Source organism: Streptomyces sp. NPDC054887 (assembly GCF_053610585.1).
Map to the genome: position 1 here is coordinate 108545 of NZ_JBSGYQ010000004.1, position 19599 is coordinate 128143.

General features: G+C 70.2%; 21 protein-coding genes. 8 read left to right on the top strand and 13 right to left on the bottom strand.

Annotation, left to right across the window (positions count from 1 at the left end; genetic code table 11):
- Nucleotides 1–114: 114 nt before the first annotated feature.
- Nucleotides 115–681, bottom strand: coding sequence for a DUF4383 domain-containing protein (locus tag ACWGH0_RS03765; RefSeq protein ID WP_453402495.1), 567 nt, complete (start codon nucleotides 679–681; stop codon nucleotides 115–117).
- 172 nt (nucleotides 682–853) lie between these two features.
- The gene (locus ACWGH0_RS03770; protein ID WP_453402496.1) at nucleotides 854–1831 is read right to left on the bottom strand and encodes a MerR family transcriptional regulator; all 978 of its coding nucleotides are present in this window, start codon (nucleotides 1829–1831) and stop codon (nucleotides 854–856) included.
- A 163-nt stretch (nucleotides 1832–1994) separates the two neighbouring features.
- Here ACWGH0_RS03770 and ACWGH0_RS03775 point away from each other — a divergent pair, with 163 nt between their 5' ends.
- The 4 genes from ACWGH0_RS03775 to ACWGH0_RS03790 all read left to right on the top strand — a co-directional run bounded on the left by ACWGH0_RS03775 (nucleotide 1995) and on the right by ACWGH0_RS03790 (nucleotide 4680).
- The gene (locus ACWGH0_RS03775) at nucleotides 1995–2603 is read left to right on the top strand and encodes an RNA polymerase sigma factor (RefSeq protein ID WP_453402497.1); all 609 of its coding nucleotides are present in this window, start codon (nucleotides 1995–1997) and stop codon (nucleotides 2601–2603) included.
- A gap of 100 nt (nucleotides 2604–2703) precedes the next feature.
- A complete protein-coding gene (locus ACWGH0_RS03780) occupies nucleotides 2704–3540 on the top strand; it encodes a DUF4397 domain-containing protein (protein WP_453402498.1) in 837 nt (278 codons plus the stop codon).
- Nucleotides 3533–4189 carry a class F sortase gene (locus ACWGH0_RS03785; RefSeq protein ID WP_453402499.1) on the top strand — a complete coding sequence of 219 codons (657 nt, stop codon included), beginning with the start codon at nucleotides 3533–3535 and terminating at the stop codon, nucleotides 4187–4189. The genes ACWGH0_RS03780 and ACWGH0_RS03785 overlap by 8 nt, the downstream gene beginning before the upstream one ends.
- A 92-nt stretch (nucleotides 4190–4281) precedes the next feature.
- On the top strand, nucleotides 4282–4680 hold the full coding sequence (locus ACWGH0_RS03790; RefSeq protein ID WP_453402500.1) for a hypothetical protein: 399 nt from the start codon (nucleotides 4282–4284) through the stop codon (nucleotides 4678–4680).
- Between the two features lie 62 nt (nucleotides 4681–4742).
- Here the strand turns inward: ACWGH0_RS03790 and ACWGH0_RS03795 are convergent, their stop codons facing one another.
- The 7 genes from ACWGH0_RS03795 to ACWGH0_RS03825 all read right to left on the bottom strand — a co-directional run bounded on the left by ACWGH0_RS03795 (nucleotide 4743) and on the right by ACWGH0_RS03825 (nucleotide 11952).
- A complete protein-coding gene (locus tag ACWGH0_RS03795; RefSeq protein ID WP_453402501.1) occupies nucleotides 4743–5288 on the bottom strand; it encodes a pyridoxamine 5'-phosphate oxidase family protein in 546 nt (181 codons plus the stop codon).
- Between the two features lie 139 nt (nucleotides 5289–5427).
- Nucleotides 5428–6720 (bottom strand): benzoate/H(+) symporter BenE family transporter, encoded by a 1293-nt coding sequence (locus ACWGH0_RS03800; protein ID WP_453402502.1) that lies wholly within the window; start codon nucleotides 6718–6720, stop codon nucleotides 5428–5430.
- The gene (locus tag ACWGH0_RS03805) at nucleotides 6680–7804 is read right to left on the bottom strand and encodes an aminotransferase-like domain-containing protein (RefSeq protein ID WP_453402503.1); all 1125 of its coding nucleotides are present in this window, start codon (nucleotides 7802–7804) and stop codon (nucleotides 6680–6682) included. Before ACWGH0_RS03805 ends, ACWGH0_RS03800 begins: the two co-directional genes overlap by 41 nt.
- A 44-nt stretch (nucleotides 7805–7848) precedes the next feature.
- Entirely contained in the window at nucleotides 7849–8919 is a 1071-nt protein-coding gene (locus ACWGH0_RS03810) for an alpha-hydroxy acid oxidase (protein WP_453402504.1), read from the bottom strand.
- 70 nt (nucleotides 8920–8989) lie between these two features.
- On the bottom strand, nucleotides 8990–9757 hold the full coding sequence (locus ACWGH0_RS03815) for a sulfite exporter TauE/SafE family protein (protein WP_453402505.1): 768 nt from the start codon (nucleotides 9755–9757) through the stop codon (nucleotides 8990–8992).
- An 85-nt stretch (nucleotides 9758–9842) separates the two neighbouring features.
- Nucleotides 9843–10577 (bottom strand): TauD/TfdA family dioxygenase, encoded by a 735-nt coding sequence (locus tag ACWGH0_RS03820; protein ID WP_453402506.1) that lies wholly within the window; start codon nucleotides 10575–10577, stop codon nucleotides 9843–9845.
- A 1072-nt stretch (nucleotides 10578–11649) separates the two neighbouring features.
- Nucleotides 11650–11952: a helix-turn-helix domain-containing protein gene (locus ACWGH0_RS03825; RefSeq protein ID WP_453402507.1), complete on the bottom strand. Its 303-nt coding sequence runs from the start codon at nucleotides 11950–11952 to the stop codon at nucleotides 11650–11652.
- Nucleotides 11953–12017: 65 nt separating this feature from the next.
- Between ACWGH0_RS03825 and map the strand changes: the two genes are divergently transcribed.
- The 3 genes from map (at nucleotide 12018) to ACWGH0_RS03840 (ending at nucleotide 13720) form a co-directional block, all read left to right on the top strand.
- Entirely contained in the window at nucleotides 12018–12791 is a 774-nt protein-coding gene (gene map / locus ACWGH0_RS03830; protein ID WP_453402508.1) for a type I methionyl aminopeptidase, read from the top strand.
- A 257-nt stretch (nucleotides 12792–13048) separates the two neighbouring features.
- The gene (locus tag ACWGH0_RS03835) at nucleotides 13049–13252 is read left to right on the top strand and encodes a cold-shock protein (protein WP_069925188.1); all 204 of its coding nucleotides are present in this window, start codon (nucleotides 13049–13051) and stop codon (nucleotides 13250–13252) included.
- A gap of 177 nt (nucleotides 13253–13429) precedes the next feature.
- A complete protein-coding gene (locus tag ACWGH0_RS03840; protein WP_453402509.1) occupies nucleotides 13430–13720 on the top strand; it encodes a hypothetical protein in 291 nt (96 codons plus the stop codon).
- 139 nt (nucleotides 13721–13859) lie between these two features.
- Here the strand turns inward: ACWGH0_RS03840 and ACWGH0_RS03845 are convergent, their stop codons facing one another.
- Together ACWGH0_RS03845 and ACWGH0_RS03850 are read right to left on the bottom strand one after the other, a co-directional pair.
- Complete coding sequence (locus ACWGH0_RS03845; protein WP_453402510.1) at nucleotides 13860–14408, bottom strand: hypothetical protein; 549 nt, start codon at nucleotides 14406–14408, stop codon at nucleotides 13860–13862.
- Nucleotides 14405–14755 carry a hypothetical protein gene (locus tag ACWGH0_RS03850; protein WP_453402511.1) on the bottom strand — a complete coding sequence of 117 codons (351 nt, stop codon included), beginning with the start codon at nucleotides 14753–14755 and terminating at the stop codon, nucleotides 14405–14407. Before ACWGH0_RS03850 ends, ACWGH0_RS03845 begins: the two co-directional genes overlap by 4 nt.
- A 69-nt stretch (nucleotides 14756–14824) precedes the next feature.
- On the opposite strand from ACWGH0_RS03850, the gene ACWGH0_RS03855 reads away from it, so the two are divergent.
- Nucleotides 14825–17866: a CHAT domain-containing protein gene (locus ACWGH0_RS03855; protein WP_453402512.1), complete on the top strand. Its 3042-nt coding sequence runs from the start codon at nucleotides 14825–14827 to the stop codon at nucleotides 17864–17866.
- A gap of 66 nt (nucleotides 17867–17932) precedes the next feature.
- On the opposite strand, the gene ACWGH0_RS03860 is transcribed toward ACWGH0_RS03855, so the two are convergent.
- Both ACWGH0_RS03860 and ACWGH0_RS03865 read right to left on the bottom strand, forming a co-directional pair.
- Entirely contained in the window at nucleotides 17933–18859 is a 927-nt protein-coding gene (locus tag ACWGH0_RS03860) for a hypothetical protein (protein WP_453402513.1), read from the bottom strand.
- A gap of 218 nt (nucleotides 18860–19077) precedes the next feature.
- Nucleotides 19078–19413: a hypothetical protein gene (locus ACWGH0_RS03865; RefSeq protein WP_453402514.1), complete on the bottom strand. Its 336-nt coding sequence runs from the start codon at nucleotides 19411–19413 to the stop codon at nucleotides 19078–19080.
- Nucleotides 19414–19599 lie beyond the last annotated feature (186 nt).

Below are 19599 nucleotides of genomic sequence, written 5' to 3' on the forward strand. Positions count from 1 at the left end.
GGCCGACGGCCGAGAGGTCCGTGCGGCCTGTTGAGCGTAGCGCCGCGTCGGGTGGGGACCAAGGGTGTAGTTACGAACGCGGACGGCACCCGGGCTCCGGCCGGCCGGGTGGCGTCAGCGCAGGCCGTCGCGGTCCGCGCCGGGGCCGGAAGGCCGGCCCCCCGGCAGAGCCCGCGGCTGTGCCGACAGCGGCTCGATGGCGACCGCGTCCTGTGCTGCCTGCTCCGGATGCCGACGGCGCCAGTACGGATTGTCGTGGGACAACTTGCTGGAGACCCGCCCGTACATGCCGAACGTGGCGATGACCAGCCCCAAGACGAAGCTGAAGACGACATTGGTCATGCCGAAGTCGAGGATGTTGGCCGGGCGGTCCAGCACGAAGACATGCGCGAAGCCGCTCAGCACGAACAGACCGCCCACCGTCATGTTGAGGGTGGAGGCGAAGTTGCCGCCGATGGCCGCGCCCACGAGCAGGGCCAGCCCCACGACGGTGGAGATGACGCTGAGCGTGACGTTGGTGGTCATGCCCGCGATCGTGTCGCCCGCCGTCCCGAAGGGGCTGAGCGCGTCGGCGAATCCGAGCCCCGCGAAAACGAGCAGGACGACGCCGCAGAAGGCGGCACCGTAGCGGTAGACGGTCGCCAGGTGGTGGTCGACCGGGAATTCGTCTCGCATCTTCATGGTCTGATTTCGCCCGATATGAACGATTCGGATGCGGTCTCCGTGTTCGAGATCGTCGGCCGCTGTGCCGGAACAGTTCGGCACGCGGCTGACGCACGGAGAGATGCCGTGGGGAGAACCCGCGGCGGTACGAGTTCCCCGTCTGGGTGGCGGTCCCGGTCGTGTCGTCCCGTCACCCGCGCACAGCCGACTCCACAGCGGTGACGGCCTGCGCGAGCCCGAGCGGATGCGGCGACCCCGGCACGGTCTGACCGGCCCACCCGGGCCCGAGCGTCAGAACCACCGGCCTCCTGCGGGCCCCGCGCACACCCCACTCGATCATCGACACATGGTGAGCCAGAGGCTGGCTCGCGGTCGTACGGGACTGCGCCCACAGCCCCACGGCGACCGGTCCGGTCCTGCGTACAGCCGCCACGAGTGACTCGACGGGGAGCGCGCCGCCGAACATGCGCACCTCCAGGCCCCGTTCGGCCAGTGCGGCGGCCAGCACCTCCAGCGGCAGTGTGTGGTTCTCCGCGGGCACACAGGCGAGGAGCGTACTGGTTCCCGGGCGGTCGGCTGCCACGGGCGCCGCGTGGCGCCGCAGAGCGCCGGAGACGTGCCAGGACAGGAAGTGCTCGACCTCGACGTACCGCTCGCCCGAGGTCTCCCACTTACGGCCGACCGCCTGCAGCGTCGGCATGATCACCTCGGTCCACGCCGTGACGAGGCCGTGCTCCTCGATTGCGGCCCGCAGCAGCTCGTCGAGAGCCGCGGCGTCCAGGCGCAGGGCGGCACGGGCGATGCCCCGGCACTCCAGCCGTACGTCAGCCAGCCCCATACCGGCGCCGCGTCGGGCCGGCGGCCGCGGGGCCCGCGTCGTACTCGCCGGTGGCGGCGGCATGGCCGGGCCCGCCTCGTCGAGCGCCAGGCGGGCGGCCTCGGCGGGCGCCAGCCCGGTCGCCGTCAGGGCGCACATCCGTTCCAGCCGCGCCACGTCCTCGGCAGTCCAGCGGCGATGCCGACCGCCGGTGTGCGCGTCGGGGCCGAGGCCGTAGCGCCTGTCCCACGACCGGACGGTGGTCGGAGCCACTCCCAGACGCCTCGCCACCTCCCCGGTGGTCAGCCCGCCACCACGCGGCCCGCTGTCGCCGTCTCTGTTCACGCTCATGCTTCCACCGTACGACGCACAACCGACGCATGTTGTGTGCGTCGTTTCGGCTCACAAGACTGGTCGGCGGGCGCTGGGCCATCACGGCGCAGACGCCGACAGGCACCGGCTCGGCAGGCGGCCTTCCGCCCCGGACAGGACACACGGCAGGAGGAACAAGGCCATGAGCACGAACACACCATCCACCGGTGTCCGCTCTCCGGCCGCGAACGAAACGCTGTACGAGGACGAACTGGCCCGCGGCCTGTGCGCCGCCGACGAGAACGCCTTCGCGGCTGTCTACCGGCGTTGGGGGCCGTTGGTCCACACGATGGCCACGCGTTCCCTCGGCGACGCGCACGAGGCCGAGGACGTGACCCAGCAGGTGTTCATAGGCGCCTGGCGCGGCCGGGACGGCTACCGCCCGGAGCGCGGACCGCTCGGCGCCTGGCTCGTCGGCATCACGCGTCGCAAGATCATCGATGCTCTGGCAGCCAGGACGAGGCGGCTCACGCTGATCGACTCCGTGGCTCACGACGCCGACGCGCGGCGCTGCGACCAGCGGGCGCCGGACGACGTCCTGGACCGGGTGCTCCTGGTCGACGCGCTGTCACGCCTGCCGCGTCACCAGCGCGAGGTGCTGTGCATGGCGTTCTACGAGGACCTGAGCCAGGTCCAGATCGCGGAGCGCACCGGACTGCCCCTCGGCACCGTGAAGAGCCACGCCCGCCGTGGCCTGCACCGGCTGCGCCGGGGGATCGAACAGGGCCTCGTCGACGAAGCCGCGGCGTGAACACCGGATTCCGGTGGTGTGCATCCGCCCCGGGGCCCGCGCACGAAACACACACGAGACTCCGCAACCGGCGGAACCTCTCATCGAAGGGATGATCTCCATGAGCTCCCGAACCCCCCTCTCCATCGCCGCCCTGGCCGGCGCGTGCGCAGTAGCTCTCAGTGTCACCGCGCCCGCCATGGCGGCTCCGGCCGACGACAACGAAGACAAGGCCATGGTGTCCGTCTTCCACGGCGTTCCCGGGCTCACCGTCGACGTCTACGCCAACGGTGACGAACTCCTCGGCGACTTCAAGCCGGGCACCGTCACCGCGCCGCAGTCCCTCGACGCGGGCACCTACGACATCAAGGTCTTCCCATCCGGCAAGGGCCCCGAAGGAACCCCTGCCATCGAGAAGAAGATCGACGTACCGGCGGGGGCGAACGCCACGATCGCCGCCCACCTCTCCGCCGACGGCAAGCCCCAGCTGACGGCCTTCGCCAACGACGTCTCGAAGGTCGACGCCGGCAAGGCGCGACTGACGGTGCGTCATGTGGCGGCCGCCCCGGCCGTGGACGTCCGAGCGGGTGGCCAGCCCGTGTTCAAGGGCTTGGAGAACCCGAAGGAGGACACCACCGTGGTCGACGCCGGAACCGTCTCGGCCGACGTGGTGCTCGCCGGCACGGACACCGTGGCCATCGGACCTGCCGACCTGAACCTCAAGGAGGGCACCAGCAACATCGTGTACGCCTGGGGCAGCGCCGCGGACAAGAACCTGGCGCTGGCCACGCAGACACTCAGCGGTATGCAGTCGTCGCCGAACGCCGTCAACGCCGGCGGCAATGGCGCGGCGGTCACTTCGAACTCCTCCGACCAGTGGCTGGCCTGGGCGGGCGTGGCGGGCACGGTGTCGGTGGGCTTCCTGGTGGCCCGCCGGGCCGCGGTTCGGCGTGGCTGAGACGGCACGACGACTGACCGGCCTCACGGTGGCCGCCGCCGCTCTGGCGGCGGTCGCCACCCTGAGTGCCGCGCCGTCGCAACAGGCGTCCTCGCCGCCCGACTTCGGCCCCGCCTTCGCCCCGGCACAGGCCGACACGGCGGACCGGCCTCCCCGGGCCACGCAGAAGTCGCGGGAGCCGGAACCGAGCGCCGCACAGCAAGCACCACCCCAACGCGTCCTGGTGCGCGAGGCCGGCCTCGACGCGCGGGTCCGGCCGGTGGGCGTCACGGGCCGAGGAGCCGTCGCCGTCCCCCGGGACCCCGCCGTCGCCGGCTGGTACCGCTTCGGACCGGCGCCCGGAAGCGCCCACGGGTCGGCCGTACTCGTCGGCCACGTGGACGGCGAAACCGGCGCCCTCGGCGAATTCGCCGCCCTCTACGACGTACGGCCGGGAGCACGCGTCGAAGTGCGGCGCGCCGGCGCGGAGCCGGCGCTCTACCGCGTCGTCGCACGGACGACGGTCCCGAAGGAGGCCCTTCCCTCCTCGACGTTTCGCAGGACCGGCCCCCCGGCTCTCACCCTCATTACCTGCGCACCCCCGTTCGCCGCCGAAGAAGGCGGCTACCAGGCCAACCTGGTCGTCACGGCCGAGCCCTTGCCGGCCTGAGACCGGGCGCCCGCCGACGCATCCGCGCGAGGACGTCGCCCGGTACTTGTACGGGAAAGCAGCCGACGCGGGTCCAGACTCAGGAGGGTACGGTGGCACACATCGAGCCCACTGACCTGGTGCGACTGGCACTGGGGAACGAGACGTCGAGCAGCGACGCCGACGTCCTGCGGCACATCGCTGTATGCGACCACTGCAGGGACGAGCTGAGCCGGATGACGCGGGTCGTCGTCGCCGCGCGAGCCGTGCAGGCGTCCGATCTGCCGGCCCCGCCTCCGGAACACGTATGGCAGCGCATCACGCAGGAGCTGTCCCCGACAGCGGAACCGGCCCCGCCACCGACGGTGCCGCGAACCCTCCGCGGCCGCCCCGCCGGCGCACACCGCACCCCCCGCTCGGCCGCACCCGGAACCCCGGCGAGCCGCCTGGTGCTGGGCGGCCTGCTCGCCGGGGCCGCTGCCGCCGTGTGGTGGGCGAGGCGGGCCCGTTGACGACGGCCGGGCCGACACCGACACCGCACCGGGCCGCACACCAGCACTTCCTCGAATTGGGCCTAGAAGGTGTAGCGGGTGTGACTGAACGCCTGGCCGTCGTGCCCGAAGCCGTACGCCGTGCCGGGGGCTACCGCGAACAGCAGGTCGTCGCCCTGGCGGATGCTGTCGCCGAAGCCGTGGAAGACCCCCTCCGGCGAGGTGATGTGGTCCCCGTACTGCGCCTCGAACGCGGCGATGACCTCGTTCTGCCGCTCCGGATCCGTCACTCGCTCAGCCGTGCCCTCGATCACGATGTCGAGGCCTTCGGACAGCGAGTTGCGCCCTGTGGTGAGCGCGCAGTGCGCATTGCCGGCCAGATTCTTCGCCTTCTGCTCGCCGTGCCCGGTGCTGAAGTGCAGTGCGCCATCGTGCCAGGCGGCGATCAGCGGCGTGACGTGCAGCCGCCCGTCCGGCCGTACCGTGGTGATCCAGAAGACCTCCGCTGTCCGCAGCTGGCGTTGGGCCTCGGCCCAGTCGGTGGCGGCGACGTTCTCCGCGCCCGGGCGCGGGTTGAGCGCGGAGCTGTAGCGGGCGTCGAGCTTGGTGATGGGCTGCTTCGGCGTCATACGGAACTCCTCTCCCTCTGACGCAGCCTACGCAACCCGCCCGGCGGCGCTCAGGCTCGGACTGCCCGGCCCTTCACCCGGCGATCGACGTGCCTGACGAACGCCGGGCAGTCCGCGTTCCGCCACGAGGGCGCACCCGTCATGGGCGGGTGCGACCCCGTGCGCGGAAGGTGAGCGCTCCGTGCGTGGCGAGGCCCAGGACGAGACCCCAGCACGCCGAACCGATGCCGCCGAGTGTGACGCCTGACGCCGTGGTCAGGAACGCGACCACGGCCGCGTCCCGGCCGGACTCGTCAGCGACGGCCTGGGCGAGACTCGTGGAGAACGCGCCCAGGAGAGCCATCCCGGCGACGACTGCCACCAGATCGGCAGGCAGCGCGGTGAACAGACCCGCGAGGGCGGCCCCGCACACCCCGGTCACCAGGTAGAAGAAGCCGCATGCCACCCCCGCGACATAGCGGCGCCGCGGGTCGGGGTGCGCTTCCTCCCCGGTGCAGATCGCTGCGGTGATGGCCGCCAGATTGATCCCGTGCCCGCCGAAGGGCGAGAGTGCCGCCGTGGCGAGTCCGGTGACGCCGATCAGGATGCGATCGTCCGGGCGGTATCCGAAGGCGGTGAGGACGGCGAGACCCGGCGCGTTCTGCGACGCCATGGTGACGACGGTCAGAGGGAGCGCGATACCCACCATCGCCTGGAGCGAGAACTCTGGAGCAGTGAACAGCGGGACGGCCGGCGCGATGTCACCCGCCGCGACATGGATGCCCGGGCCCGCGACCGTCACGAGCACAGCGGCCAAGAGGGCACAGGCCACCGCGTATCTCGGTGACCACCGCTTGACCACGAAGTACGTGACCAGCGAGGCGAGTACGGGGACGGGGATGCTGTCCAATGCGGAGAACACACCGGCCCCGAAGGAGAACAGCACGCCCGCGAGCATGCCGGCCACCACCCCGGGCGGTACGCGCCGCATGGCCCGACCGAAAGCGCCCGTCACCCCGATCAGCGCCATGAGCAGGCCGGTGACCAGGAACGCTCCGATCGCCTCGGCGTACGGGTACGCCCCGAGGCTGCCGACCAGGACCGCTGCGCCCGGAGTCGAGAAGGCAGTGATCACCGGCATACGGGTCCGCCAGCTCAGGGCCGCGCAGGTCAACCCGCTCCCGACGCATGCCGCCCATACCCAGGAGGCCGTCTGCTCGTCGCTGAGCCGACCGGCGTCCGCCGCGGCCAGCACGATCATCAACGGGCCGGAGCAGGAGACCACGACCGCGACGAGCCCGGCGACGACGGCGGAGAGCGAGGCGTCGCGGACGACGCTGCGTCGTTCTGTCCCGCCGTCCCGACCGGACCGGCCGGCGGTGCCCGCCTCTTCGGGCACCGCCCCGTCTTCCTTACGCCGCTCGTCGAGCGGCAGCGGCGAGTCGCCGGACACCTTCCGCGAACTCCTCGGGATCGAGTGCCTGGAACGGCAGCCGCAGGAACGCGGTGCCGGAAGGAGGCGCGGAGTCCGCCGGGTAGAAGGCCGAACCACGGGTCAGGGCAAGGCCGTCGTTCCGCGCCGACGTCAGGAAGGACTCCTCGTCGGTAGGGATCGGGAGGTGGACACTGATGTAGTAGCCGCCTTCCGGTACGCACAGATGGACGTCGCCGAGGGTCTGCCGTACCGCCTCGACCGCGGCGTCGTGGCGCGGCCGCAGCAACGTCCGTACGCGCTCGACGTTGTCCCGGACGAGACCGTTCGCGAGTGCCCGCGCGGCGACCGCCTGGAGCAGCGGAGCCGGGGACAGGTAGATGCTCTCGGCCAGGGCCGCGAGGGCCCCGGGTGTCCCGGGCGGGCCGACGACGTAACCGACGCGCAGGCCGGGACTGAGTACCTTGCTCAGTGATCCGATCGTCAGTACCCGCGCGCCGTCAGTGGATTCAGCCAGTTCACCCAGGGGTGTGGGGGCCGTGCCGCTGAAGCGGAGCTCCCGGTACGGAATGTCCTCCAGGATGGTGAAGCCGTACTCGGCGGACAGGCGCACCAGTTCGCGGCGCTTGTCCTCACTCGTGGTGACACCACTCGGATTCTGGAAGTCCGGGATGACATAGACGAACGCGGGGACCTTCGTCCGCAGGCGCTCCCTGAGGACGTCCAGGTCGAGACCGTCGTGCCGCAGGGGCACGCCGGACACCTGGGCGCCGTGCCGTTCGAAGATCTGCACCGCGCGGTCGTAGGTCGGCGCCTCGACCAGGACCTGGGGTGCGGCGGTGTCGCGCAACAGATGCGCCGCGAGCAGGTCGAGGGCCTGCAGAGAACCGTTGGTGACGAACACCCGGTCGGGATCGACCGAGTGGAACTTGCCGAGCTGTTCCCGGAGTTCCTGGTCACCGGTGTGGCGGCCGATGGGCGCGTACTGGAAGACCCGGTCGGGCTCGGCGGCCAGTACGGCGGAGGTGTGCTCGGCGATGGCGGCGGAGGGTATCGCTTCGCGTGGAGGTATGCCGCGCGAGAAGTGGACGGTCTGGACAGTCACAGGTTGACTCCTGGAGCGAGTGGGTCGAAAGGGCCGAGGCAGCGTCAGGCCCGGGTGGCGAAGTCGGGGCCGATGTCGGCGACCGAGGGCGCGCCGAGTTGGAGCAGCGTGTCCTTGATCTCGTCCTTGAGGAGGCCGAGGACCGCTTCGACGCCCTCCTGGCCGGCGAGCCCGAGCCCCCACAGGTAGGGCCGGCCGATGCACACGGCGTCCGCTCCGAGGGCGAGGGCCTTGACCACGTGGACCCCGGAGCGTATGCCGCCGTCCATCAGGACCAGGCCGCGGCCGGACACGGCCGCCGCGACCTGTTCGAGTGCGACGAGACTCGGTATCGCGCCGTCGAGCTGGCGGCCGCCGTGGTTGGACACGATGACCCCGTCCGCGCCGAGGTCGAGGCACCGCTCGGCGTCCTCGGCACGCAGGATGCCTTTGACCACCACGCGCATCCCGGTGCGGCCGCGGATCCATGCCAGGTCCTCCCATGTCAGGGGGAGGCGTTCGATGCGTGCGCCGTCGGGGATCGGTCCGGTGAGGATGCCCAGCGAGCGCAGATTGCCGAAGTCGACATGGGCGGGGGTGCGGAAGCCCGCTCGCCGGGTGGTGATCCGGCGGGCCGCATGGCTGGCGTCGACGGTGACCACCAGGGCGGTCGCACCGGCCTCCTCCGCCAGGGCGATCGTCGCGGCGACATCCTCCCGCGACCGGTAGGCGTAGAGCTGGAACCAGCTGTCGCTCTTGACCGAACCTGCCACCTCGGGGAAAGCGTGGTGGCTGTCGGTGCTGACGATGGACACCGTGCCCATGGCCTCCGCGGCCAGGGCGGTGGCGATCTCCGCGTCGTCGTGCAGCAGTCGCTGGGGGCTGGTCGGAGCCAGCAGCACCGGCAGGGCGAGCCGCTGCCCGAACACACTCACTGACGTGTCCGGTTCCTCGCTCGCGCTGCCGAGGGCCCGGGGCCGCAGCCAGACTTTCTCGAACGCTTCGACATTGGCACGCACCGTGATCTGGGTGTCGGCGCCGCCGGCGACGTACGCCCAGGAAGCGGAGTCGAGCACGGCGTCGGCCGCACGCTCGAAGTCGGGCAATGTCAACAGCGCGGACAGTTCCCTTGCCATAAGCTCTCCTGTCTACGATCTCACCCGTCGCCGTGGCAGGAAATTTGCCTTCGCGACACGGGGAGTTCACTCAAGCGAACTGATCGAATCCCATCTTGATCACCATTCCGGTGACCACTAGCACCAATACGACTCGCACGAAGCCGGAACCCTTTTTCATGGCGGTGCGCGACCCGATCATCGCGCCCGTGATGTTTCCTACAGCCATTCCGAGGCCGATGGCCCACAGAACGTTTCCCTGCCACGCGAAAACCGCCAGGGCGCCCAGATTGGACGAGGCATTGATGACTTTTGCCATCGCGGCGCTTTCCAGGAACTGTGTGGCAAGGAGGGTGGTGAAGGAAATGATGAGGAAGGTACCGACCCCGGGACCGAATACGCCGTCGTAGAAACCGATCCCGACGCCCGCCAGAACAATGGCCGTAATGCGGCGGCGCCGGGTGACGACGGTGTCCGTCTGCTGTACACCGAAACTCGGCCTGAAGGCCACGAAAAGTGCCACCGAAACCAGTAGGGCCATGATGACGGGCCGGAAATAGCTGGTGGGCACGCTTGCCGCGGACAGGGCCCCCAGCGCGCCGAACGGGACCGCGAGGCCCGCGGCCGGCACGAGGATCGAGCGATCCAGACGGGTACGCCTCTGATACATGTACGCGGCGGTCGCGGTGCCCATGACGGCGGCGATCTTGTTGGTGCCGAGCGCCGTCGCGGGCGGGTACTGCGGGAACGTCAGCAGCAGTACGGGGATGAGGAGCACCCCGCCCCCGCCCACGACGGCATCCACCCACCCGGCTGCCGTCGCGGCGACGAGCAGCCCGAGTACCTCGTACAGATCCACTGTTCCTCATTCGTGTCACATGGGTCACCCTCGGGCCGCGTGGCACGACGTCAGGCGCATGGGCAGAGCTGTGTGGGGGCGCGGGTCAGACGACGCCGCGGATGTCCGCCATCGCGGGCAGCACACGCGGGTGCCGCATCATCCGCTGGGCCCACAGCGGGGTGGAACGCAGGGAGTAGAACCGGCGCAGCCACCGGTCGCGCCCGTCGTAACGGGGCTGGAACGCGCTGCGTCCGTGCACGACCACGTGGTTGTCCAGGACGACGAGGTCGCCCGGCGCGAGCACGAGATCGCGGCAGACGCTCTCCAGCGCCTCGGTCAGCGCACGCAACACGCGTTCCCCGCCGGCGTCGGCAGCCCGTGTGTTGTGCGAGTTGAAGCGGATGAACGGCCGGCCCGCGGGCCCGAAGACCACCGGGTGAGGCCCGGCCGAGGGACGCGGGCCCTCGGTGTTCCGGGTGAAGGAGGTCGGATACAGGCTGTGGAACTGCGGTTTCCGCAGCTCTGCCACCTGGTCTTCGGTGAGGAGCGGCAGCGCGTCGCGCACGGACGACAGGCGGGTCGCGGCGACTGCCTCGTGGTCCTGACGCAGGCACAGCAGCCCCAGGAAGTCCGGTCGCAGGGGGTGGTGCACGTTCTCCGTGTGGAAGTCGAAAGCGACTGACCCGCTGTTCTCGATGCGGTGCTCCTCGCCGCGCACCGGGTGCACGTCATGGAACAGCGCACCCGACTTCTCGTCCTGGTATCCGACGAGGGACCCCAGAAGATCCGCGACGAGCATGAGAGTGCCGTTGGTGTAATGGTCGTCGAGAGCCGACATTCCATGGACCGCAGGTGTCTCCGGAGGACCTTCCACCGTCAGGCCGCGGAGCAAGAAGTGTCCATTTTCCCCGCCCTGGGCCCCGAAGTCGAGCAGAGACTTCCGCATTCCTTCGGGGAGGTCGAGCAAGAGACCTGAAAGGACAATGGGAGGTGAGTCGGAGAGCCGGCTCGCGAGTGCTGACAACTCTCGCGTCTTGATGGCCTCGGGTTCGGTTAAGTGATAGCTCGTCACACCTTCAGCGGTGATGGTCACAATCCCCCTCCTAGCTTCGCGTTTGCACTCCTCGAAGACGTTGATGAACCTAACCCGCGCAAATTCGCTCCGTCAACAAAAGGTTTCGGACGGCGACCGGACTTGTTAAAGAGAGCGGCAACTGGTGCAAAGGCGAACTAATTCATCTCAAAAGGGTAGAGGTGCTGCATGCCACGCATATTGACCGCTTCGTAAGGAGCTACAGCGTGGTTGTCCCTGACCTGCACCCGGTCTGAGCTGCCCTGATGATCTCTGCATGAGGAAGTTGCGAGACTGCGGAGAGTGGAAGCCGCCGCTCTGCTGCTCGTCGGCGGTCCTCGTCATGGGGTCGGTCCCGCGTGCCGCCTGTGCGCACTTTCGCGCCATCCCGCATCTGATGGGACAGGCCTGGGTGGACGTGTCCCTCCTCACATCAGCACGAGGGAATTTCCGCACACACCCCCGGCACCAGGGGTTTCGTCCCAACTCCGCCTGGGTGGCCGCCGGGACGGACCCGCGGCCGACTCGCGTTTCACGGCCATCTGGCGCACGACGCGAGCCCTCGGGCCTCCTGGGTACGGACCGCCGGATCTTTGTTGCTGAGTGCTGCGAGCGCCGGGGCGGCGTCGTCGGCGAGCTCGGCGTGCGGCATGCCGGCGGGGCAGGGGCACCCTTGTCGGGCGGACGGGGCGGACGGGGCGGACGGGGCGGACGGGGCGGACGGGGCGGACGGGCGGACCCGGCGGGCGGGCGCACCGGGCGGCAACCCGGAGCACGCGGTCGAACGCGCAGTGCCGCTCGTATGGACGACGCCCCGACGCGCCTGTGCGGCCGGGGCCTACGCGGTCAGTCGTTCACGTGCGCTGTGACCGGCGTTCGCCGGTTCAACGCCGCGGTCGAATTCGCTGATCTCGGCCCACACCGCATCGAGGGAGAGGCCGAGGACGTCGGTGATCGCCGCGATGGTGGGGAAGGCGGGGGTAGCCACACGTCCCGACTCGATCTTCCTGAGCGTCTCCGGTGAGACGCGCGCGTCGAGCGCGATCTCGAGCATCGAGCGTTCTCCCCGGGCCCTGCGCAGGAGGGCGCCGAGGCGCTCTCCGCGTGCGACCTCTGCGGGAGTGAGCGGCAGTCTGACCATGACTCCGATTCTAGTACCGGTATAGTTTGGCCGGTATAGTTATTGGTCCGTGAGGAAAAGTGGCGATGATCGAAATCCTGAACCCCACCCTGCTGACCCGAGCGCGGGAAACAGGCGCTGTGGTCGCAGACATCCTGCAGGAACTGAAGGGCCGAAGTGCGGTCGGCACGAACCTGTTGGACATCGACCGGTGGGCCAAGAGCATGATCGCCGAGGCGGGAGCGCTGTCCTGTTACGTCGACTACGCGCCGTCCTTCGGCCGCGGCCCGTTCGGCCACTACATCTGCACGGCCGTCAACGACGCCGTGCTCCACGGCCGGCCCTACGACTACACGCTCGCCGACGGCGATCTGCTCACACTCGACCTCGCGGTCTCCAAACGCGGAGTCGCCGCAGACGCCGCCATCAGTTTCATCGTCGGCGATGTGCAATCCCCGGAGAGCGTCGCGCTGATCAGCGCGACCGAACGCGCACTGGCCGCAGGCATCGAAGCAGCCGGACCCGGAGCTCGCATCGGCGACATCTCCCATGCAATCGGCACCGTGCTCAGCCAGGCGGGGTACGGGATCAACACCGAGTTCGGCGGGCATGGCATCGGGTCGACGATGCACCAGGACCCGCACGTCGCGAACACCGGGCGGCCCGGCCGCGGATACAAACTGCGCCCGGGACTCCTGCTGGCACTGGAGCCGTGGGTCATGGCGGACACTGCCGAACTCGTCACCGACGCCGACGGGTGGACGCTCCGGAGCGCGACGGGCTGCCGTACGGCACACAGCGAGCACACGGTCGCCATCACCGAGGACGGGGCCGAGATCCTCACGTTGCCGAAGTCATAACAGCCGTAAGGCCGAGCCCGCGTGTCCCCCTTCTTCGACTGCGGCCTCGCGCGCAGGCGCCCGCACCATACGGCCGTGCGAGACGCACCATCGTTGCTCTCTGGTGAGAGAAGGCATCACCGTGTAGCGTCACGGCCAGATGTCGTGGTTCGCAGTGCATGCCCGCGCTCCGGTGCGGGCACTTTGCTGTGCAGAACAGACCAAGGCATTCCGGGGCCGCGCGGTGCGGGTCCGGATCTCAAACGGAAGGCAGCAGCATGGCCAGCGGAACCGTCAAGTGGTTCAACGCCGAAAAGGGCTTCGGCTTCATCGAGCAGGACGGCGGCGGGCCGGACGTCTTCGCGCACTACTCCAACATCAACGCCACTGGCTTCCGCGAGCTCCAGGAAGGCCAGGCTGTCACCTTCGACATCACGCAGGGCCAGAAGGGCCCGCAGGCGGAGAACATCACCCCTGCCTGATCCCGCAGGCGAGAACACACAGGCCCTCGGAGCGCGCTCCGAGGGCCTGTCGCGCAGTTGCAACGCGGCGAGCTGAGCCAGTGACGTACGTGCCTCGGATTCTGCCGGTCCCCCTGCCTCCCTACTACTACGGCGTTGCCCTGTGAGAACAGCGATCGCCGGGGTACACGCGCCGACATGACTTCGAAGCAGCCTCAGCCTCTGGCTCCGCGGGCGGTGCGGCAGTTGCGTCGCACTCGCTCGGTCTACGCGGCGGGTATCGCTCTGTGGGCGGTGGGCGCGACACTGGAAGTGTGGCAGCGCCCCGGCAGTCACCAGATGTGGGTATCTCTGCTGTTCCTGCTCGTCTTCACCGGCTTGCTGGCCGTGACGTCCTGGTGGCTGTGGCGCCACCAGGACGCACTGCGCGCAGCCCGGCAGGAAGCACGCGTCGCGGACACACGCCCGCGAGCGGCGGAGCGGCACTGAGGCAGAGGACAACCCGGCCGGCTCGGGCCTTCCCCCCGGCGGAATGCCTTGGGCCCTCATGCGAGTTCCCCGCAGGTGCGGCGGCGATACGGCATCACGAGGCCGGTGCCGCACCCCCGCCCGCTTGCGCGGGCAGTCCTCAGCAGCCGTCCGTAGGCCTGCCGCAGGGTGCCGCAGGGGCCTCGCGCGTCGTCCGGGGGTCCCCCGGTGGGTTGCCGGGTGCCCACCAGGTGAGGGCCGTCCCGATGAACAGGCTCGCCAGCGCCAGGGCGACGACGCGGCGGGCGAGGGTCAGCCGGTGTGCCGCCCGAATCGCGGTGGCGACCTCGAAGGCGTCCACCGAACCGTGCTCGCGGTGGATGTCGGCCAGCGTGACCGCCAGCGGCTTCGTCCCCGCCTGCGCGGCCAAGGCGTGCCACAGGCCCGTCACGGCGAGGGCGAGACCGCCGCCGATCAGTACGGTGACGGCCAGCCGCCACAGCGGCGGCAGGTCGGCTGTGGTGGTCCGTCCCTTGATCACTACTGCGGCGGCGACGAGGGTGACGAAGGCCGCCAGCCCGTTGCGCCATGCCTCCGCACTGGCCCGCACGGCCGGCAGCGACTCGCGCACCAGGGCCTGGAACCGGTCGCGCTCCGCCAGATCGGTCTCGGTCGGCGGTCGCTCGGGAAGGCGGGGCACCCAGTTCATCCGGCGACCACTTCGATCCGGAAGCTGGCCCCGCAGCCGATCGCTCCCGCCGGGGCGTTCCCGTGCTCGCTGCCGCAGCCGCACGTCACATCGAGCGTCACAGCGGGCGGCTGCCCGCTGTCCGCGCCGCGGCTGGGCCCGGACAGGCCGGTGAGAGCGGTGGTCACCTGACGGTCCACCAGGTGGTGGCCGCAGCGAGGGCAGCGACCGGAGACCACGAAGCAGGACGCGCCGCCCCCTTCGTACGGGGTGACGGTGAGTTCGCGCGTCCCCAGCAGCTCGAAGGCGCGCTCGGTCCACCTGAAGTCCGTAGTGGGTAGGTAGTCGAGGGCGGCTGCGTCGAACATGGCATCACTGTAGTGAGCGGCACTCTACGCTGGGGCCGCTTCTCACTATCTGTTGCGGCAAGGGGGGCCATGCCGGTCGACGAGGTTGGGTACGGCGGTTTCCAGCGGAACGGGGTCCGCGCGTTGGGACGGCAGCAGTATGCGGAGGCGTTCTACTGGTTCTCCCGCGCGCACGGCGCCGGGCACCCGGAGGCGGCCGATCGCGTCTACCGGCTGGTCCATACCGCGGGTGAGCCGGGTGATCCCTTCTTCGTCTGGCGGCCGCTGACCGAGCCGGTGAGGCTCTACGCGGCCGCGGCACGCTCGCACCGGGAGTTCATGGACACCGGCGCCGTTGATCTGTTGCTCCGGGCCGCCGACTTGAACCGGGAGGCCGTGCGGTCGGCGCCGGCTGGGCTTCCCGCCCGGATCCTCATGCTGGCCTCGTTGCGCGACGTGCTGAGAGAGCTCTATCAGCGCCGGGGACGCACCCAGGACCTGGACGAGGCTCTCGGCGTCGCATACGAGGCGCTGAACGTCCTGCGGGCCGGTCACTACGAGCGGTTGAGGGCCGCTCAGGTCCTGATCGGCCTGGAGAACGCGCGCTACCAGGCCACAGGGCGGCCGGGTCCGCTCCGCACCGCCGTCGAGGAGACCGGCAGACCGGCCCTGGCACAGCCCGGCGGCACCCCGGATGACCGAGCGGCACTGGAGTCGAGCCTCTGCGGGGCGCTACTGTCCCTGGTCCGGCACACCGGCGCGGATCTGCTCCTTGACGAAGCCGTCGGTCTCGGCCGGGCAGCGGTAGGACGCACCACCCCCGGCGACGCGGTGTCACGGATCAACCTGGGAGCCGCACTGGTCACCCGCGCCACACGGCGCGGTTCCCTGGACGATCTGAACGCTGCCGTCAAGGTGCTGCTCGCAGCAGTGGAAGTGGATGACACCGAGCACGCCTCCGCAGCGGCGACGACCCTGAAGGCGGCGTTGGAGGCGCGGGCCGCGATGACCGGGCGGGCCAAGGACAGGCGCGACGCCGAGGCGGTCGAGGAGCACCTGCGGAATGCCCTGCACGGTGCCCCGACGGGCCACCCGCAGCGGCTGGTGGAGGGTGCGTTCGCCGTGCGTGGCGAAGCCGCCGTGGACGCGGCCCGTCGCGCCTTGGACTCCCTGCCGCCGGCCCATGTGGAGCGGCCGACCGTCGCCGCGCAGCTGGCCCAGGCGCTCCGGGCCGCCGGTCGGTGGAGTGAGGCCGTCGATGTGGCGCGGGAGGCGGCTGCGCTGGTGAGCGGCGGCTTGGCGGTGGTCGAGGCGAACCGAACGCTCGGCAACCTGCTGATGGGCGCCGGCAAGAAGGGGATCGCCGTCCACGAGGGCGAGATGCTGGCAGCCTTCACGGCGGCCGCCGAAGCGTGCGACGCGACGGATTACGTCTACGCCGAGGTGAAGATCGGCCAGGCAGTGGCTTTGATCGACCGGTTTCTCCGCGACGGGGACGAGTCGGACCGTCTGGCCGCGGCGGCGGCTTTGAAGAAAGCGACGGAAGCGAACGGCCCCTCCGTCCAGGACCGGCTCCTCGCCGCACGTTCCTGGGGTGGCGTCGCCATGCTGACCGACGACCGGGCCGAAGCCCTGGCGGCGGCCTGCGCCGCCGTCGCGCTGCTGCGGGAGTTCGGCTGGGCGGGTCTGGACCGGGAAGACCAGGTGCACAGCATTCAAGGCGGCGCGGCGATGCCGCGCGAAGCGGCGGCCTTGGCGATCGCAGGCGGACAGCTTGAACTGGCCGTCGAACTGCTCGAACAGGGCCGGTCGGTGCTGTGGCGTTCGGCCCTGCACCTGCGCGCGGACCTCGCCGCCCTCGCGGCACACGACCCCGCACGCGCGGCGGAGCTCGAGCAGGTCCGCGCGACGCTCAACCAGGACGGGGAACTCGACCAGGAGGAACGTCTGCGGCTGGCCCGGCGCTGGCAGCAACTGGTGGGCGAGGTACGGGAGTCGCCCGGGTTCTCCGCGTTCCTCGGCCCGGCAACGTATGACGAGCTCGCCCCCGCCGCGGCGGAAGGGCCCGTCGTCATCGTCAACATCAGCACGATCCGCTGTGACGCGATCCTCCTGTTGCAGGGCGGTGGGATCGACGTCGTGGCACTGCCCGATGTGAACGTGCCGGGCATCGACGCGGTCGCCAACACCTACCTGAGCCACCTGGCGGCCGCAATGGAGCCGAGTGCCACCAGCCTGATACGCGAGCGTGCTCGGCACACCATGCACGACACGCTGGAGTGGCTGTGGGAACACATCGCCCGACCGGTCCTCGACCGGCTGACCTCTACCCGGCCGACCGGGTCGACGACCCCGCCCCGGCTGTGGTGGAGCCCCACGGCGTCCCTCACCGCTCTGCCGCTGCACGCCGCCGGACGCTATCCGCGCGTCGCCGCCGACCCCACTCGGCCGGTCGGTGTGCCGTACGAGGTGGTGTCCTCGTACACCACCACACTGTCCGCCCTCATCGACGCCCGACGGCGGCCCGCGCCCGCGGATCCTACGCTGCTGGCGGTCGCGCAGACCGACACCGAACGCGGCCACGCGCTGTTGCCCGCAGTGGCGGAGGAACTCCGAGCGCTCGGCGAGATCTTCGGCCGCCGGATGACGGTCCTGGCCGAGGACGCGGCCACTTCGGCCGCCGTACGGCGAGAACTGCCCGAGCACGCCTGGGCGCACTTCGCCTGCCACGGCTGGCTCGACATGGCGGCACCCGCCGGTTCGGGCCTCTGCCTGCGGGACGGTGACCTCAACGTCCTCGACATGGCGGACCTGCGACTCGACACGGCGGACCTCGCGTTCCTGTCCGCCTGCCACACCCGGCTGGGCCCCGGGCAGCTACCGGACGAAGCCGTGCACACCGCCGCCGCGTTGCGCATCGCGGGATTCCGGCACACCGTGGCGACCCTGTGGTCCATCAACGACCAGGCCGCGTCCCAGGTGGCCCCGGCCTTCTACCGCCACCTCGCCGGTCCGGACGGCCCGACGTCCGCCGACGCCGCCCGGGCCCTCCACGAGGCCGTCACCGAACTCCGCGCCCAGCACCTCACCGACCCGACCCTCTGGGCGCCCTTCGTGCACGACGGCCCGTAGGTGAGCGCAAGCCGACTCACTCCGCAATCTCGCCGAGCTTGGCGGTGGGCCCTGAACCGGAGAATGTCAGCGTCGCAGGGCCGAACGGAGTGTCAATCCGTGGTCGCGCCGCAGCCGGTACAACTCCCAGCAGGACAGGGCCGTCACCGTGAGCGGGGCACCGAGGATGAACGCCACGCGGGCACCCGTCGGGACGCGGTCGTACGCCCCGGTGATCACGTCCAGGAGCGCCAACTCCCAGACGAGGACGCCGGCGAGCACCGGCGGCAGCACCTCATGGATGTCGGCGGTACGAAAGACGTGCACCAGGGACAGCCCGATGCCGTAAAGGGCGAAGCCGATCGACCACAGGCACAGCACGAGGATGACGATTTTCCCGGGCAGGCCCACGGCATCCCGCAAACCCGCCAGCTCCGGTGCCATGGCAAGGGCGCCGGTTCCCATGGACACCATGATGGCCAGCACAGAGCCGAGCGGGCGCAGAGCCCGACGCATGTACACACGGCGCAGCCCGTCCCGCGCCGCCGCCACGAAAGCTCCGACCACCACGGGGAAGGTGCATACCAACACCAGGACGCTGGACCAGCTCTGGTTGAGGCGTTCGCTCGCCACGCCCTGAACGTCAGCACTCGCGACGGCGTTGTAGGTGACCATCAGGGTCACCCAGGCGACGAGTCCCAGCCCGCTTCGCCACAACTGCAGCTTACGGACCACCCGGTCGTCGACGATCCCGGGACGCGAGGGGCGGAAGGTCCGCTGGGCGGCGTAGAAGGGGTTGTAGACACCGCGCACGAACTGCCGGGCCCGCGACGGCTCTGCGCGCGGCGGCGGGACCGGCGGGTAGGGCAACGCGTACGGATATCCCTGCGGCGGGCCGGGCTGGGCGTACGGATATCCCGGCGGCGGGCCGGGCTGCGCGTACGGATACCCCTGCGGGGGGACCGGTGGAGCGAAGGTGTGTCCCGGCGGCGGGTTCGGGGGACCGCCTCCCACCTGGCCACCGTACCCACCACTGCCGTAACCACTCATGCCACGCACCCCCGATGTCCTGCCCTGTTGACCCCGGCATCCTAGGGGTCTCGGACCCTCATGGCCGACGCGATCCGATTCCGTGGGGCCTGGTTACGTCGAGCACTTGGTACAGGTCGACGTCCTCAGCCGCCCTGTTCAGCGAGCGTATTCCTCGGCATAGGCGGCCCCGATCCGGCGCCTTAGCAGTCACCGACCCGGGACGCTCCACGTACTTGGGTCGGTGTGCCGAGCATCGTGTCCGAGCCCGCCGACACACAGACCTCCTGGTCCCACCAGAGTATGAAGTCGATCTTGATTTTCTCGCTCTTGGAGATGCAGTTCCTCCAGAAACGGTAGTTCTGGTCCAGGACGTAGTGGGTGTGGTTTCCGCAGCGGTCCGCCGCTGCGGAAGGGACAGCGGTTGCTTCGGCTATCGGCGCAGGAGCCGCAGTGGCGACGCCCGCCGACACAACCATGGCCAGGGCGAGCGCGGCAGCGCTGACTCCCAGGCGTCGAGGGGTGCGTAATGCCTTCATTTCGCCGTCCTTCACTGTGAGTTTTGGAAAGCACGGCCTGCGCGTGCTTCCGATGTCCAAGGCGGCTTACCTCCGGCGACTCGGCACCGCGCATCCCCGGACGCGCCGAACGCCATGAATGCTCCCGGCTGTAGGCACCGGCGGCTACGCCCTTAAGCCATGGCTTAAGGGCCCACGGCCACGCTG

Bases quoted from the DNA above. Each gene is read 5' to 3' on its own strand.
- ACWGH0_RS03835 (WP_069925188.1), top strand. From the start codon at position 13,049: ATGGCCAGCGGAACCGTCAAGTGGTTCAACGCCGAAAAGGGCTTCGGC.
- ACWGH0_RS03825 (WP_453402507.1), bottom strand. From the start codon at position 11,952: ATGGTCAGACTGCCGCTCACTCCCGCAGAGGTCGCACGCGGAGAGCGC.
- ACWGH0_RS03840 (WP_453402509.1), top strand. From the start codon at position 13,430: ATGACTTCGAAGCAGCCTCAGCCTCTGGCTCCGCGGGCGGTGCGGCAG.
- ACWGH0_RS03820 (WP_453402506.1), bottom strand. From the start codon at position 10,577: ATGTCGGCTCTCGACGACCATTACACCAACGGCACTCTCATGCTCGTC.
- ACWGH0_RS03865 (WP_453402514.1), bottom strand. From the start codon at position 19,413: ATGAAGGCATTACGCACCCCTCGACGCCTGGGAGTCAGCGCTGCCGCG.
- ACWGH0_RS03765 (WP_453402495.1), bottom strand. From the start codon at position 681: ATGAAGATGCGAGACGAATTCCCGGTCGACCACCACCTGGCGACCGTC.
- ACWGH0_RS03810 (WP_453402504.1), bottom strand. From the start codon at position 8,919: ATGGCAAGGGAACTGTCCGCGCTGTTGACATTGCCCGACTTCGAGCGT.
- ACWGH0_RS03855 (WP_453402512.1), top strand. From the start codon at position 14,825: ATGCCGGTCGACGAGGTTGGGTACGGCGGTTTCCAGCGGAACGGGGTC.
- ACWGH0_RS03780 (WP_453402498.1), top strand. From the start codon at position 2,704: ATGAGCTCCCGAACCCCCCTCTCCATCGCCGCCCTGGCCGGCGCGTGC.
- ACWGH0_RS03775 (WP_453402497.1), top strand. From the start codon at position 1,995: ATGAGCACGAACACACCATCCACCGGTGTCCGCTCTCCGGCCGCGAAC.
- ACWGH0_RS03850 (WP_453402511.1), bottom strand. From the start codon at position 14,755: ATGTTCGACGCAGCCGCCCTCGACTACCTACCCACTACGGACTTCAGG.
- ACWGH0_RS03770 (WP_453402496.1), bottom strand. From the start codon at position 1,831: ATGAGCGTGAACAGAGACGGCGACAGCGGGCCGCGTGGTGGCGGGCTG.
- map (WP_453402508.1), top strand. From the start codon at position 12,018: ATGATCGAAATCCTGAACCCCACCCTGCTGACCCGAGCGCGGGAAACA.
- ACWGH0_RS03845 (WP_453402510.1), bottom strand. From the start codon at position 14,408: ATGAACTGGGTGCCCCGCCTTCCCGAGCGACCGCCGACCGAGACCGAT.
- ACWGH0_RS03795 (WP_453402501.1), bottom strand. From the start codon at position 5,288: ATGACGCCGAAGCAGCCCATCACCAAGCTCGACGCCCGCTACAGCTCC.